This window comes from Aeoliella straminimaris (assembly GCF_024054565.1).
In the GTDB taxonomy this organism is placed as follows: Bacteria; Planctomycetota; Planctomycetia; order Pirellulales; family Lacipirellulaceae; genus Aeoliella; species Aeoliella straminimaris.
In genome coordinates, this window is the sequence record NZ_JAMXLR010000090.1 from 1 (window position 1) to 15180 (window position 15180).

Genomic DNA, 15180 nt, shown 5'->3' on the forward strand with positions numbered 1-15180 from the left:
TTAAAGGTCTTCCCCGAGGCCATCGACCCACCGCGGAGTTCTGCTTCGCCGCGGTGGGTCTTTCCATGCGCTGAAGGTCATCGCAAGAGGGTGCCGAATCTTCCCGTGGCGCGGTATCTTTCAGGCAGTCGATGCTTCAATTTGCCAGCAGATTTCCACGAGAAGGGAGGCACTCCACCATGTCGTTCGATCCCGCCGCCTACGGACCAACCTTCGCCGATCTGCTGGCTGTGGACCGCTGTCGTCCGCTGGATGGCGGATCGCCAGATCAGCCGATGTGGAGTCGCATGAACAGCCTGACGCCCGCCGACGCGTTCAATCATACCCAGATCGCCAACCGCGAGATGGCCTCCGCCTGCTTGGCCGGTGTGTGGCTGCTGCACGACTTTCTGGACGACTCGCACCGTATCAGCCAGGACATCGGCAGCTCCACGGGTAGCTTCTGGCACGGCATCATGCATCGCCGCGAGGGCGATTTCTCCAACGCCAAGTACTGGTTCCGCAACGTGGGCCACCATCCGGTGTACGAGCCACTGGCCGCGGCCGCCGAGCAGCTGGCCGACCAGCACGACGCCATCGACGTACTGCCCACTGACGAGTGGGACGCCTTCGCGTTTGTCGACGCCTGCCAGCAGGCCGTACGGCGTGGCACGGATGCCGATTTCTGCCGTGCGGTACAGCAGGCGGAGTGGGAATTGCTGTTCGATTACTGCTACCACCGGGCGATTGGACAGTAAGCCCGGTAGCAACCCTTGCCAGCAGCCGGAGTACGGCGCGATACTGAAGCGTTGGATTTGAACATTACTCTCACGAAGAGGAGCCATACTATGTCGCGCAGTGGAGCTGTTACCTTTAAGGGCAACCCGATGACTCTTGCCGGCGATGCCGTCGAGACGGGCCAGGTCGCACCGGAATTTACGCTGCACTACTTCGAGGGAGGACTGCAGACGCTTTCGCTGGCCGACCTGAAGGGCAAGCCCACCCTCTTAAGCATCGTTCCCTCGCTCGATACGGGCGTTTGTGCCACGCAGACCAAGAAGTTCAACGAATCCCTGGCCGCGATGGGCGACTCGATCAATGCCGTGACGGTGAGCCTCGACTTGCCGTTCGCCATGAACCGTTTCTGTGGCGCCGAAGGCATCACCAATATGCGGGTTGGCAGCGACTACCAGGATCGCAACTTCAGCAATGCCTGGGGAACGTTAATGGAAGAATTGAAGATCATGTGCCGGGCCTGCTTCGTGCTCGATAGCGAGGGCAAAGTCGTGTACGCCGAGTACGTGCCCGAAGTGACCAACGAGCCGGACTACGATGCGGCCCTCGCCGCGCTGAAGTCGGCCAGCTAGCGACAAGCGTCATCATGAACAGACACCTTCGAGTTATTGTTTTTGGCGGCTTGGCGGTCGCCACCGCGCTGACGTTCTACCTGAGCCTGCAACGAGCCCTGGCGGCCGAATCTACCGAGTCTGCCAAACCAGAAGTCGTGCGGCTGGGCAGCAACGAGTTGCTGGCGGGCATCCCAGGCGAGGGCGATCTGACGCTCGACCAGATCGAGGCTTGGCTCGCCGACCCGCAAAACCACCGGCCAATCCAGCCCGAGTTGCCACTCGGGCTGGCCGCCGGGTCGACGGAGATCGAGGGGCTCGAGCAAAATCCGCTCACCCGAGCGAAGATCGAGCTGGGCCGGCAGTTGTACTTCGATGGTCGGCTGTCGAGCGACACCTCGATCAGCTGTGCCACGTGCCACGCCCCTGAGCAAGGCTATGCCGACGACACGCCGGTCAGCTTCGGCGTCGACAACCAGGCCGGCGGGCGCAACTCGCCGGTGTCCTACAACCGCATCCTCAGCGATGCGCAGTTCTGGGACGGCCGCGCGGCGACGCTCGAAGAGCAGGCCGTGGGACCGATCGCCAACCCCGTCGAAATGTCCAACACGCACGACGCTTGCGTCGGCTGCCTGGCGGGCATCGAAGGATATCGGGTGCAGTTCGAAAGCATCTTCGCCGATGGCCTGACGATCGACAACGTCGGACGCGCGATCGCCAGCTTCGAGCGCGCGATTGTCACCGGCCCCGCTCCATGGGACCACCACGAACGCCTCGCTAGCTTCGAGCGATCCTACGCGGACGACCTGGAGTACCTGGACGAGCTGGAGGAGGAAGATCCGCAGCACGTGGCCGAGTACCGTAAGCTGCAAGCCGCCAGTCGGGCCAACCCGGTAAGCGAGTCGGCCATTCGCGGCGGCGAGTTGTTCTTTGGTTCGGCAGGCTGCTCGGTCTGCCACAACGGGGCCAACTACACCGACGAGCTGTATCACAATCTGGGCGTCGGCATGGACTCCGACAAACCCGACCTCGGTCGCTACGAGGTGACCAAGGACGATGCCGATCGGGGGGCGTTCAAGACTCCCACGCTGCGCAATGTGGCGCTTACCGCGCCGTACATGCACGACGGCTCGCAGAAAACGCTGGCCGAAGTGGTCGAATGGTACGACCAGGGCGGACATCCCAACGAGTGGCTGTCCGACAGCGTCGAGCCACTGGGACTCAGCGATCAGGACAAGGCCGACCTGGTGGAGTTCATGAAGTCGCTTACAGGCAAGTTTCCCCAAGTCGAAACGGGGCGACTTCCCAAGTAGGTCCGGCGGCGCTCAACGTCCCATAGTCGACGAGCAATGCGGGGTCAGCTGAACGGAGCGAAATCAGTCTACGACCCGCGTTTCCACCACCTCCGCGTCGATGATCTCGTCGCGGTACTGCGGCGTTGGCTCGCTCGACCAGAACTGGCTGGCGGTCTGCGTGGTGCGAACTTCGATGTTCTTCCGCGCCCACCGTCGCAGCACGCCCTTGATCACGTTGCGCAACGGGGGGGTCAGCAGGGCGAAGCCGGTCAGGTCGGTCAGAATGCCTGGTGTCACCAGCAGCACGCCGGCCACCAGGATCAGCACGCCGTCGAACAGTTCGTCGCCTGGCACCTGGCCGCGGCCAATCCGCCGCTGCACTCGCATCACGGCCTTCACGCCCTGCCAACGGGCAAGGGCAGCACCGATGATGCCGGTTAGAATTACAATGCCCACCGTCGCCAGCCAGCCGATCTTCGAGCCGACATACAGCAGCAGAATCAGCTCGACCAGCGGGCCGACGGTGAACAGCAGAAATAGGTAAAGCAGTAACATGTGAGTATTCTACGGCATTCGCTTGTAAGGAATAAGTCTTTTGGCCCGGACGGCTATTACGTCAGGTTCCGTTTCTCGCCGGCAACTGGACGCTTGGTTGCATTGTAGTGGTTATCCGGCATCCAAACGGTGGCGAGGCCCCTGGTCTGCCGATTCCCGCTGTTTCGGGTCTCCGGCCTTGGGTAGAATGGAAGCAGCCCCGCTTCGAGGGCTTTTCCCCTATCCCTCCGCCGCCGATTGCCATGGCACTGGTTATACTCCGAGTAATGTTCCTGATGGTCGCCATCGCCCTAGGCGTGCAGGTGGTCCGGTCGGAGTTATTCGAAAGTACCTTCTCGGCCTTGCCCTGGATGGCTTTTTTTGGCGTACTTCTTGGCGCCGGGGCCGTGCTGGCCGGCGATGTGTTCATCCGTCGCAAGCGGCTCGACGTGATTACGGCCGTGTATTTCGGCGCCGTGATTGGCTTGTTTCTCAGCTATGTCCTGCAGCTTGGTCTCACGCCACTGATGGAGCAGATCCCCAGTGCCGACGTGGCCGACTGGGTCAAATTGGCCGTGGCAGCCATTACTTGCTATGTCTCGATCAGCGTGCTGCTGCAGACCCGCGACGACTTCCGCTTCATCATCCCCTACGTCGAATTCGCCAAGGAGATGAAAGGTCTCAAGCCCCTGGTACTGGATACCAGCGTCGTGATCGATGGCCGCATTGCCGACCTGATCGAAACCCACGCCATCGATAACCAGTTGATCATGCCGCAGTTCGTGATTGCCGAACTGCAGGGCATTGCCGACTCGAGCGATAAACTCAAACGGGGACGCGGCCGACGGGGGCTCGATATCCTCAATCGTCTGCAGAGCAATCCCAAAGTCGACCTGATGATCTTCGACCGCGATCTGCCCGAGTTCGCTGGTCAGCCGGTCGACCAAAAACTGGTGCTGTTGGCTAAACACCTCGAAGGCAAGGTGGTCACCAACGACTACAACCTCAACAAGGTGGCCAAGCTGCACAGCGTGGGCGTCGTAAACCTCAACGACATCGCCAACTCGCTCAAACCAATCTTCCTGCCCGGCGAGTCGCTCAATGTGCGGATCATCAAGCCGGGCGAGGACGTCCGCCAGGGCGTCGGCTACCTGGAAGACGGTACCATGGTCGTCATCGAAGGTGGTCGCGAGCACATCGGCGAAATGGTCAACGCCACGGTGACCAGCGTGCTGCAAACCAGCGCCGGCCGCATGGTGTTCGGCAAGTTCGAAGCCACCGCCGGCTCCAACGGGCAGTAGTCCGATCTCCACCATTCGTAGCTTCCGTCGCCAGACGGAGGACGATCTACAGACGACGGTTCACCCCATCCAATGCTTCACGCGGTCCAGCCGAATTCCACGCTCGGGCGAGCGTAGCTACATCACCAGCGGCCGCGTCTACTCCACCATCTCCAACGTTGCCCAGCAGCTTGGATCTTCGCCGAACGGAAACGCCGGACCGTTGGCGAACGTGGCCAGTCCCAGCTCGCGATCAATCACCGCGTAGGTGAAACCCAGCGAGCGATGGTTCGCCGGATCGAATCCACCCAGGGCCACCGCCGGCATGAAGGCCGCGAGTTGATAGCCATCCTTGGTGACTTTACTCGTGGCCTGTAACTCCCGCGGCCGCACCGGGCGGGCGTTCTCCCGTGCGCGGTTGATCAACATCTGGTCGGCGAGCGCCTCGTCCGAGTTCCGCCCGCCACCGGCCGGCAGGAACACAAACGAGTGGCAGTACTTGCTGGCGCGGTGAATGTTGTGCGTCGCTCGGGTGTCGACCCACACCACCAGGCCATCGCTATCTTCGAGCCGCGACTCGCGGCACCACACCGGCTGGTGCTTGCCGGTCACATTGACGGTAATCGCTACGCCCTTCACGTCCCACGCCATGCGAACATCGGCGAACAAACGTTCGGTGTTAGCCGTGCCCGCGTCGAGCGCAGCCAGGTCCGGCAGTTGGTACGACTCGTCGAGCTCCACGCCCTTGGGTCCCCAGATCGGCTCCTTCCGCTTCAGCGGCACCGAGAACTGAAACAAGAACCGCGGCGAGAGCAGCGTATTGAGTTGCGAGGCTTCCATGATTCGAAAACGCCTTCCCTTATTGAGTTCGTCGCGGACGTGTGCGGATTCAATTCGCAGCTGAATGACCACCGCGCAAGCCCGCACGACAACTTTGGTCTACAAGCCTATGCGATATCTTAAACGACTTTGCAACGATCAGCGTAGATCCGCGACCGGTTTTCTTTACTCACACCGCAAACGAGCTATCAAACTCCAGGTCGAACGTCTCGGCCACGGCTTTGTTGGTTACTTTGCGACCGTGCATGTTGATGGCGGTGGCCACCGGTTTCAGGTCGCGGGCTGCCGCTTCGATGCCACGGTCGGCGATCTCCAGCACCCAGCGGAGCGTCGCATTGCACAGGGCGAACGTGCTGGTGCGGCCCACAGCGCCGGGCATGTTGGTCACGCAGTAGTGCACCACGTCGTGCACGATGTAGGTCGGCTCGGCATGCGACGTTGGCTTGCTCGTGGCGATGCAGCCGCCCTGGTCGATCGCCACGTCGATGATCACACTGCCCTGCTGCATGATCTTCAGGTCATCTTCCTCCACCAGCATCGGCGCCTTGGCCCCGGGAATCAGCACCGCGCCAACCACCAGGTCGGCTCGTTCCAATTGCTTGCGAATGGTGTGGCGGTCGCTGTACAGGCAGGTAACGTTGGCCGGCATCACGTCGTCCAGGTAACGCAGGCGGTCGAGGTTGATGTCCAGGATGGCCACGCTCGCCTGGAAGCCCGCAGCAATGCGAGCGGCGTTCGCACCGACGATGCCGCCGCCCAGGATGGTGATGTGGGCCGGCGCCACGCCCGGCACGCCGCCCAGCAGGATTCCGCGGCCCATTTGCGGCCGCTCCAGGAACTTGGCTCCCTCCTGCACGCTCATCCGGCCGGCCACTTCGCTCATCGGCGTCAGCAGCGGCAATCGGCCTTCCGAATCGCTCAAGGTTTCGTAGGCTACGGCCGTTGCGCCGCTTGCCAGGACGGCCTCCGTGAGCGCGCGATCGGCGGCAAAGTGGAAATAGGTAAACACGATTTGGCCGTCCCGAATCAACTCCCATTCGGCGGGCTGCGGCTCTTTGACCTTCACAATCATGTCGGCTTCGGCAAACACCGACTCGGCCGACGGCAGCAAGTCGGCCCCGGCCGCCGCGTAGTCTTCGTCCGCCAGGCCCGATCCGAGTCCCGCCCCTGCTTCGACCACCACGCGATGCCCACGCCGCGTTAGCTCCTCGACCCCGACGGGCAGCATGGCAACGCGATATTCGTCTGGTTTTATCTCTTTGGGCACACCAACGATCATGGGAAACGGTCCTAAGGCGGGAAGACAGGAAGGGAGGCGGGATGGCGAAACTGCAAGTTTAAATCTGCTGACGGGGGGAAACTAGTGCACCACGCGCAGACGAATCACGCCTGAGCAGAGCGGAAATCCGCGGCGATTCCATCAAATCGCGACAACGCGAGGCCGTGCTTCACCACGCAATTCGCTCAAGTGATCCATGGGCCCAAAACAGGTTGTTCCGCAACTCTGGGGGATTTACATTCATGGGCCCAAAACCCCACGCGTTTTGGTCCACCGCTATTTCTCAAACCCCTTGTTTTCCAGCATCAATCCCTTGCGAATTGGTCCAAAACACTCCGAGTTGTTCCCCGCATGTTCAGCCAGTTGGCCCAGAACCCAGTAGTTGGCCCAAAACCGAGTTGGTGGCCGATCGCTCCGCGATCGAGCGTCAACAGCACCACCACGCTCGTTGGCAGCACAAACTCGAGCCCGGCGAGTGCGGAGAGAGCAACGACGCCCAGACCATCGGCCATTCGCCGACCGATCGGTACATCACGCCACGCACCTCCATTGGATCATACGGGTACCCGATTTCAACCGCGATTTTTTGACAAGCCGGGCGGGACACCCGGCCTACTGCTGAAACTTTGGCGGCCAGATCTTCCACCGTGCAGCCGGTACCGAAGGGAGGAGCGCAACGATAATCAGCAGAGCAGCACCGTAAACGCGCGTGTAGCTCCAACCAACTTGCGGTTGAGCTACACCGTCGTAGGCCACACTGATCAGCAATGCGAGCCACAACAGGGCCACTACTTCCGCTATAGCTCCACTCGATTGCTGCCCAGCGACAACGCGGCGCCAGTTGTTGGCAATCAACAGCCCCACGATGGCCCCCCACACTCCGCACACCGCCAGCGATGCCGCCAGTAGGGCAAACAGGTACAGCACAGTGATGAGGCGGAAGGTCATGGTGGTGTCGTTGAAACAGGAACACTAATCGACACTAATCCTCGCTAATGGAGATATTAGGGCAGATGAGCGGTTATTAGTGTTCCAAAATCTCCTCCAATACCTGCGGCTGCTCTTCAACAGCATCTTCGCTCGGCCAGATCTTCCGCCGCGCCGCCGGCACCGCGGGCAGTAGCACCAGGGCGAGCCAAACGGCCACGCCCCAGACGCGGTCCCAGTGGATGATGGTTTCGATGTGCTCGACGCCAGAATCTGTCGTTGTTTCCAAGTACTCGTCTGCCTCGGGTTCACCGTCGGCGATCGTGAGTCGCGTCCGCGCCTGATCCTCCAACGTGAACGGCCGCATTACTTCGCAATGGCCATCAACGTAGGCAGCACATCGCCAGCTGAGTCGGACTCTCTCGCTGACAAAGTACCCCTCGCGAACGAATTCGAAGCCGTCAAGTCTTCCGGTTAATAGACGAACGGCCTGGTCGGTCGTCACGTCGACAGGTTCGCTCCAGTAGACATCGTTGCATGCGATTTCAAGGAGGTTGATGGTATTGGAAGTGCCGTCGGTGATATCGCGAAGCGAGACCTTCTTGTCGGGCTGCCACATCGTCTCTGGACCAACTACTGCTACGTAGTTCGTCATGCCAGGCGCGTCTTCGCTGTTGCTCACGCGGGGGCTGCTAAAAAGGTCCATTTCGGTAAGAAACTGCTTGTTGTGAGGACTGTCCCACGGTTCGTCGTAGTGGAAGCGCTTGTGAATGGTGTCGCCTTCAACGTACGGCAGGATCAGTACCCGCCAGCTGTACAGCTTGTTGCCTTCGTCGTCCGTTACATAGGGTGGCGGAAAATGCTTGTTGGCGTCGTGATAGTTAAGCAACGCCAGCTCAATCTGCTTGAGGCTGTTGAGACTAAGGCCCGATCTGCTCGGTTCGTGTGCGTGCTGAACGGCAGGGACTAGCAGGACCAGCAGTACCAACACGACCATGGCCATGACGCAACCTTCACCGATCGTGGTCGGCTTCGGTTTGCCCATCCATGCGGACCAAAACACAAACACGAGTCCCGCCCATACTATCCCCCATGCCCCAAACACGGCCAGCGACGCCGCGAGCAGGGCGAACAGGTACAACACGGTGACGAGGCGGAAGGTCATGGTGAGTGATGCTACCAGACAGAAAGGGGAACACTAATCTACACTAATATTCGCTAATGAAATTAGTGCAGATTAGCGTAGATTAGTGTTCCAAAACTACGTCAGTTCCCTCCGTTGCCTCCTGTTCCTCACGTCCGGCAACCTCGCCCGTCGCCCAGATCTTCCGCCGCGCCGTAGGCACAACGGGCGTAAGCGCCACGATGGCGAACAGGATGGCTCCGTAGATGCGATCGTAGCGGAGTTCTGGCTGAGCGAGCTTTTCAAGTACTTCATCGCCGATGGTTTCTCCTCCATTGGCGGTCAGCAAGGCCTCGGCGGTGCTGCGATCGAGGGGGACGCGGAGGCTGTGTATGCTCGTGTCGACCATCGCGACGTTGTAAAAATAGGACCGTTTCCGCCACATACTCGGCTCGCTGTAGTGGCCGGTGAACGTCTGTGGATCGACCGGCGCGGTTAACAGTTCAACCGCTTCGTCGAAGGTTAGGTCGCGGGGCTCCTTCCAGTCGATGTCGCTCCGTCCTACGTCGATCAGGGTGATGGTTTGTGAGCGGTCGTCCGTGATGTCGGCCACCTTTCGCGGCGGTCCGTCGCTCCACACACACTGCGGGCCGACCACGGCCAGGTAGCTCGTAGCACCCTCTATGCCGTGGGTGGGACATTCAAACAGCCACCCTGCCGTAAACTTGCGATTCGTGGGCCCGTTCCAGGGCTCGTTGAAATTGTAGGCGTTGAAGATGTGATTGCTTTCAAGGTACGGCATGACCAACACTCGCCAACTTTGCGTGTCGCCAGACGTGCCTAGCGAAGCGACCGCCGGCGGAAGTGTGCCTTGGGCATCATTGTAGTTCAGCAGCGCCAATGACAATTGCTTGAGATGCCCCATACAGGAACTTCTGCGGGCCGCCTCGCGGGCGCTCTTAACGGGCTGGATAAGCAGTGCCGAGGCCAATAACGCGCACGCCACCACCGACAGCCCGCACCCTGAAGCAAGTTCGCGACTCCGCAGCGCCCCCCACAGCATCAGCACTCCGGCCGTTGCCAAGCAACCACCCCAACCTCCAAACATCGCCAAACCGGCCGAGAACAGGGCGAAGACGTAAAGCAGGGTGACGAGGCGGAAGGTCATGGGTGGGTCGTGTTAGAAGAAATGGGGAACACTAATCTACGCCAATATTCGCTAATGAAATTAGTGCAGATTAGCGTAGATTAGTGTTCCAAAACTACGTCAGTTCCCTCCGTTGCCTCCTGTTCCTCAAGTCCGGCAACCTCGCCCGTCGGCCAGATCTTCCGCCGCACCGTAGGCACAACGGGGACTATTGCCAGCACTGCAAACAGGATCAATCCGTAGACGAGGTCGTAGCGAAGTTCTGGCTGAGTGAGCTTTTCAAGTACTTCATCGCCGATGGTTTCTCCTCCATTGGCGGTCAGCAGCGCCTCGGCGGTGCTGCGATCGATCGGAACATGAATCTGGCGGATGGTCGTGTCGACCATCGCAACGTTGTAGTAGTAAGACGGTTTGAGGAATATTTCATCCACGTCAAGGTGGCCGGTGAACGTTTGAGGATCGACCGGCGCGGTTAGTAGTTCCACCGCTTCGTCGAAGGTTAGGTCGCGCGGCTCTTTCCAGTTGATGTCGCTACGCCCCACGTCAATCAACATGATCGTCCGCGAGTGGTCATCCGTGATGTCGGCCAACTTACGTGGTGGACCGTCGTTCCACACGCACTGCGGGCCGGTCACCGCGAGGTAGCTTGTGGTTGCTTCGCTACAGTGCGTGGGGCACGCGTATACCCAGTTCGACGCAAGCTTGCTGTTAGTGGGCCCGTTCCAGGGCTCGTTCATGTTGTAGGAGTTGTAGATGGTCGGTCTCTCCAAATAGGGCAGGACCAGTACACGCCAGCTTTGCGTATCGCCCGAGGTGCCCAGAGAACCCACTGCTGGGGGAAGCGTTCCGTTGGCCGATTCGTAGTTCAGCAGCGACAAAGCCAGGTACGAGAGGCTGCAGATGCAAGTATTGGCCTGCGCCGCTTCGCGCGCGTCCACCACGGCCTGGTAAAGCAACCCGGCTATCAACAGCACCCAGGCCAGCACGAACATCCCGCGCCCCCCGGCGATGTCGCTCGCTCGAAAAGCAGCCCACGACAGCAAGACCCCACCCGTCGCCAGGCACGCACCCCATGTGCTAAACACGGCCAAGCCCGCCGAGAACAGCGCGAAGGCGTAAAGCAGGGTGACGAGGCGGAAGGTCATGGGTGGGTCGTGTAAATTTAGGGGAAACACTAATTCTCGCTAATCAAGACATTAGCGTAGATCAGCGTCGATTAGTGTTCTACAACTTTTTTAGTTGTTGGTGCAGAAGTGGGCGTAAGCGTGTTCTATTCGCCCTGCGCGTGAGATTTTCTTCCCGATATCTACCCTTCAGGCGAGTTGGCAGGAAGTTTTGAAGATATCTGGCGATGATGACCATGACGGAATCCGATCACGAAGACGGTCTTGTTCGCCTCGTCGATCGTAAACAACGCCAAGTAGAAACCGATGCGTAGCCGCCTGATTTCGTAAGGGCGATGGGCGTCTTCCGCGGCAAGCGAGCACCGACGTGGGTGATCGGACAAAGTGACAAGCTCGTCAAAGATACGGTCCACTCACCGCGAGGCTGTTTCCGGAGCCTTGCGTCGCTGGGCGAACCAATGTCCGTACTGCTCGATATCCCTTACCGCCGTGGGAGTGATGCGGACCGAGTAGCTCATTTTTCCGGCGAGAGCCCAAGGCTCGATTGCACTTGGGCTTTGGCTGTTTGAAGATCAAGCGTCGCACCGGATTCGATTTCCGCGATGCTTTGATCCAGGTCTCGCAGCGTGTCTGCCAATTGCTCGGGCGTCGTGCACTCGTCGTCCAGCCAATCGAGTGTGTCGAGCGCATGCCGCACGACGTCCGCCTCGCTGAGTTCCGGATTGCCCTGTACTCGCTCGCGCAGGCGCTCGAAAAGGTCGGTTGGTAGGTCGATCTGCATGTCGTGAATCCTCATGTAGGCACTTCCAAAATAGTAGCACGCGGTGGTTCGTGCCGTCAAATTCTCACCCTATACAAACAACAAAGCCAACCGTGCCCCTGCGCGGTTGGCTTTGTATGTGCTTCAGGTTTTACAAGGCGTGTTACCAGCGGACGTAGATGCCGCCGCGGTAGCCGTTCATGTACAGGCCGCTGGGACCATACCAACCGGGGCTGTACACCCGGGGGGCGTAGTACGCGCGGCGCGGGGCATAATACCCACCACCGTAATACGCACGCCCATGCACGGGACCGCCGTAGTAACCACCGCCGTAACCGCCGCCATAACCGCAGTGGCGGTGGCGGGCTTGGGCCGAATCGGCGGTCATCAGGCTGGCCGCGCCGATCGCACCTACAAACAACATCACCATCAGAAAACGCTTAGCCATGCTTCGCACTCCTTGGGACGCCACCGTGGCGGCGTCCTGTTAACAAGAGGGGGGACTGTCCGCCCGACCCCACGTGCCCTGCCGCACCAAACAGGCTGGGCGGGGCACCACGGGATGGGTCGGGCGGACCTATCGACCAGTAACAACTACACAAGGCGTGCCAAAGTAGATTCCATTTGCCACAAGTGACTGCAGCGCAGCACTTTACGCCCCACCATGGCGGGGCGACGATTAGTAGCATCGACGAAAAGCGCCCACAAAACGACGGCGCGCGTCGTCATCTTGGTTCGCTGTGCGACGCTAGCTGGCCGCTACCGCGGGGCCGGCGATCGGTCTTTCCAGCGGTCGTAGACGCGGAGAACCGACTCGGGCGAGCGGACATACCAGGCGTAGCCGGTGCGGCGTTCCTGATCGATCTCGGCCAGCGAGTACCGGACCACCCCATCACGTCCGCAAAAGATGGGCCGAAACGTATCCAGCTCGTAGAACCTTGCCCACAGCGACGGGGCATCGGCATCCTCGACCACGAACTTGTCGCTTCGGGCGGTGTGGTACTTGTAGCGCACCGGCTCGATGCGTCGCCGCTCAACGCGAATGCCATGCAACTCGGTGTCGCGGAACCACTCGACGGCGCCATCCACCGCGGCGGTGATCTCGGGCGTTGGCTCGGGATCGTCCATGAGCAGCTTCACGATGCCCGCGCTCTCGCCGCTACAGAGGCTGGGCTTCTCGAACACGCGGGCGTCGACCGGCTCGAGCGTCTGGTAATGATGCTGCTGGCACCAGGCGGTCTTGCGGCCATCGACTTCGATCTGGCAAGCGAGGGTGCACTCGAGTCCGCGCCGATAAGCGTCCGCGCAGCGCTCGCGGAGCTCGGTGGGTAGAAAGTCGTACTCGGGTTGGTTGGTGATAATCGCTTGCAGCACCTGCATGACGCCCACCATGGCATTGTCGTTGAACGTGATGTGCCGCGAGTAGCCACGGCTGCCCGGTATCTGAGGCCAGCCCCCATTGTCGTACTGCGCGTCGAGCGTAAAATCGAGCCCCCGCAAAAATGCCTGGCGAAAGTCGTCGCGATCGGCAATCTGCTGTGCGGCGGCCAGATAGCGCAACTGCCCATGCGTGGCGCCGTTGTCGAAGGTGCTGGGATACATGCCGCGATTTTCGGCGACCTTGGCGGCTTGCTCGTCGGTGAGCTTGATGCACATGTCGAGGTTCTTGGGCCAGCCCCCGTCCGCGTTTTGATAGACGAGCAAGCTGGCCGCAATCTCTTCCACCTGCGAATTATCGTAGTGCGGCAACCGGCCAGCGTTGTTCGACGGATTGGTGCCGGTGATCTTATACCAGTCGCTGGAACTGCGGCGGAAAGCCCTGGTACTCGGAACACGAGTTTCGGCAGCCAACAAGCCCCCGTCGCTGGCCAGCAGCAAGATTGCGACGCCGAGGCAACCAAGCAGACGCGGCATGTTTGTAACCCTCCCAGGCAAAGTGGCAAATCGTCCGGCCGCATTATAGCGAAAGACCAAGAGCCCCGGCCAATGTGTGGCCGGGGCTCTTGTGCGACTTCAAATTGTGGATCCCAGCGGATTTTACATGTCGTAGTACATGCAGAATTCGTAGGGGTGCGGACGCAGCGCGAGGGCTTCGACTTCGTTCTTCATCTTGTAGTCGATCCAGGTGCTGATCACGTCTTCGGTGAAGACGTCGCCACGCAGCAGGAACTCGTGATCCTCGGACAGCGCGTTGAGCGCTTCGCCCAGCGAGCCCGGAGTCTTCGGCACGGTGGCCAGTTCTTCGGGCGACAGGTCGTAGATGTCCTTGTCCAGCGGATCGCCCGGGTCGATCTTGTTCTGGATACCATCCAGAGTGGCCATCATCAGGGCACTGAACGCGAGGTACGGGTTCGAACTCGGGTCGGGGCACCGGAACTCGATCCGCTTGGCCTTCGGGCTCGGACTGTACATCGGGATGCGGCACGAAGCACTGCGGTTACGCTGCGAGTACGCCAGGTTCACCGGCGCTTCGTAACCCGGCACCAACCGCTTGTAGCTGTTGGTCGTGGGGTTGGTGAAGGCCAGCAGCGCCGGGGCGTGCTTCAGAATACCGCCGATGCCGTACATCGCTTCGTCCGACAGACCCGCGTACCCGTTGCCGGCGAACAGCGGCTCGCCGTTCTTCCAGAACGAGATGTGGGTATGCATGCCGGAACCGTTGTCGCTGAACAGCGGCTTGGGCATGAACGTGACCGTCTTGCCGTGCTGATGGGCGACGTTCTTGATGATGTACTTATACAAGCACTGCTTATCACCCATGGTGACCAGGTCGTCGAACTTCAGGTCGATTTCGGCCTGACCGGCGGTGGCCACTTCGTGATGCTGAGCCTCGACGTCCATGCCGCAGTCGATCATCAACTGCATCATCTCGGCACGAATGTCGTTCATCTGGTCAGCCGGCGGGCAGGGGAAGTAACCTTCCTTGTGCCGCAGCTTATAACCCAGGTTCGGCCCCATGCCTTCGGCACGGTAGTCGCGACCACGGTTCCAGGCAGCCTCGACGCTGTCGAGGTAGAAATAGCCAGCCTGGGGTGTTTGGTCAAAGCGAACGTCATCGAAGATGAAGAATTCCGCCTCGGGACCGATGAAGCAAGTATCGGCCACACCCGTGCTCTTCAAGTAGTTCACCGCCTTGCGAGCGATGTTACGCGGATCGCGGCTGTAATCCTCACGAGTGATGGGGTCCTGCACGTTGCAGATCAACATCAACGTCTTGAGCTTGCAGAACGGATCGATAATGGCTGTGTCGGGCTGCGGCATCAGCAGCATGTCCGACTCGTTGATCGCCTGCCAACCGCGGATACTGGAGCCGTCGAAGCCCAGACCGTCCTCAAAGACATCTTCGTCCAGCTTATTGGCGGGAATGCCAAAGTGTTGCCAGATGCCGGGAAAGTCCATGAACCGGAAGTCGATGGCCTTTACGTCATTTTCCCGGCACATGGCCAGGACTTCTTGCGGCGTCATAGAATCAGATCCTTTCGTAAGAAGGTGTAGAAAGGTGGGACGATGTGCCACTCGCGCCTGGGATAAGTGGCGCCTCGCCCA

The 15180-nt window shown here is 60.2% G+C and carries 16 protein-coding genes; 4 read left to right on the forward strand and 12 right to left on the reverse strand.

Translation table 11 applies throughout. The features are described from left to right. Window positions 1-179: 179 nt before the first annotated feature. The 3 genes from NG895_RS25000 to NG895_RS25010 all read left to right on the forward strand — a co-directional run bounded on the left by NG895_RS25000 (window position 180) and on the right by NG895_RS25010 (window position 2638). Window positions 180-737, forward strand: coding sequence for a hypothetical protein (locus NG895_RS25000; RefSeq protein ID WP_252855283.1), 558 nt, complete (start codon window positions 180-182; stop codon window positions 735-737). A gap of 90 nt (window positions 738-827) precedes the next feature. Further along, window positions 828-1346, forward strand: a complete 519-nt coding sequence (gene tpx / locus NG895_RS25005; protein ID WP_252855284.1) for a thiol peroxidase — start codon at window positions 828-830, stop codon at window positions 1344-1346. Window positions 1347-1360: 14 nt separating this feature from the next. Then, entirely contained in the window at window positions 1361-2638 is a 1278-nt protein-coding gene (locus NG895_RS25010) for a cytochrome-c peroxidase (RefSeq protein WP_252855285.1), read from the forward strand. Between the two features lie 63 nt (window positions 2639-2701). Here the strand turns inward: NG895_RS25010 and NG895_RS25015 are convergent, their stop codons facing one another. Then, window positions 2702-3175 carry an FxsA family protein gene (locus NG895_RS25015; protein WP_252855286.1) on the reverse strand — a complete coding sequence of 158 codons (474 nt, stop codon included), beginning with the start codon at window positions 3173-3175 and terminating at the stop codon, window positions 2702-2704. A 242-nt stretch (window positions 3176-3417) separates the two neighbouring features. Here NG895_RS25015 and NG895_RS25020 point away from each other — a divergent pair, with 242 nt between their 5' ends. Then, window positions 3418-4455: a PIN/TRAM domain-containing protein gene (locus NG895_RS25020; RefSeq protein ID WP_252855287.1), complete on the forward strand. Its 1038-nt coding sequence runs from the start codon at window positions 3418-3420 to the stop codon at window positions 4453-4455. 138 nt (window positions 4456-4593) lie between these two features. On the opposite strand, the gene NG895_RS25025 is transcribed toward NG895_RS25020, so the two are convergent. From NG895_RS25025 to glnA, 11 genes are all read right to left on the reverse strand, one after another. Beyond that, complete coding sequence (locus NG895_RS25025; RefSeq protein ID WP_252855288.1) at window positions 4594-5274, reverse strand: DOMON domain-containing protein; 681 nt, start codon at window positions 5272-5274, stop codon at window positions 4594-4596. A 169-nt stretch (window positions 5275-5443) separates the two neighbouring features. Further along, complete coding sequence (gene ald / locus NG895_RS25030; protein ID WP_252855289.1) at window positions 5444-6553, reverse strand: alanine dehydrogenase; 1110 nt, start codon at window positions 6551-6553, stop codon at window positions 5444-5446. Window positions 6554-7165: 612 nt separating this feature from the next. Continuing rightward, window positions 7166-7501 carry a hypothetical protein gene (locus tag NG895_RS25035; protein WP_252855290.1) on the reverse strand — a complete coding sequence of 112 codons (336 nt, stop codon included), beginning with the start codon at window positions 7499-7501 and terminating at the stop codon, window positions 7166-7168. Between the two features lie 76 nt (window positions 7502-7577). After that, window positions 7578-8645 carry a DUF1559 family PulG-like putative transporter gene (locus NG895_RS25040; protein WP_252855291.1) on the reverse strand — a complete coding sequence of 356 codons (1068 nt, stop codon included), beginning with the start codon at window positions 8643-8645 and terminating at the stop codon, window positions 7578-7580. Between the two features lie 82 nt (window positions 8646-8727). After that, window positions 8728-9771 carry a DUF1559 family PulG-like putative transporter gene (locus tag NG895_RS25045; protein WP_252855292.1) on the reverse strand — a complete coding sequence of 348 codons (1044 nt, stop codon included), beginning with the start codon at window positions 9769-9771 and terminating at the stop codon, window positions 8728-8730. A gap of 80 nt (window positions 9772-9851) precedes the next feature. Then, a complete protein-coding gene (locus NG895_RS25050) occupies window positions 9852-10895 on the reverse strand; it encodes a DUF1559 family PulG-like putative transporter (protein ID WP_252855293.1) in 1044 nt (347 codons plus the stop codon). A gap of 161 nt (window positions 10896-11056) precedes the next feature. Beyond that, window positions 11057-11287: a type II toxin-antitoxin system RelE family toxin gene (locus NG895_RS25055; protein WP_341871479.1), complete on the reverse strand. Its 231-nt coding sequence runs from the start codon at window positions 11285-11287 to the stop codon at window positions 11057-11059. 101 nt (window positions 11288-11388) lie between these two features. Then, window positions 11389-11655, reverse strand: a complete 267-nt coding sequence (locus tag NG895_RS25060; protein WP_252855295.1) for a hypothetical protein — start codon at window positions 11653-11655, stop codon at window positions 11389-11391. Window positions 11656-11797: 142 nt separating this feature from the next. Beyond that, window positions 11798-12082 carry a hypothetical protein gene (locus NG895_RS25065; RefSeq protein WP_252855343.1) on the reverse strand — a complete coding sequence of 95 codons (285 nt, stop codon included), beginning with the start codon at window positions 12080-12082 and terminating at the stop codon, window positions 11798-11800. Between the two features lie 311 nt (window positions 12083-12393). Beyond that, complete coding sequence (gene pelA / locus NG895_RS25070; RefSeq protein WP_252855296.1) at window positions 12394-13548, reverse strand: pectate lyase; 1155 nt, start codon at window positions 13546-13548, stop codon at window positions 12394-12396. A 123-nt stretch (window positions 13549-13671) separates the two neighbouring features. Next, window positions 13672-15099 (reverse strand): type I glutamate--ammonia ligase, encoded by a 1428-nt coding sequence (gene glnA / locus NG895_RS25075; protein WP_252855297.1) that lies wholly within the window; start codon window positions 15097-15099, stop codon window positions 13672-13674. Between the last annotated feature and the right edge of the window lie 81 nt (window positions 15100-15180).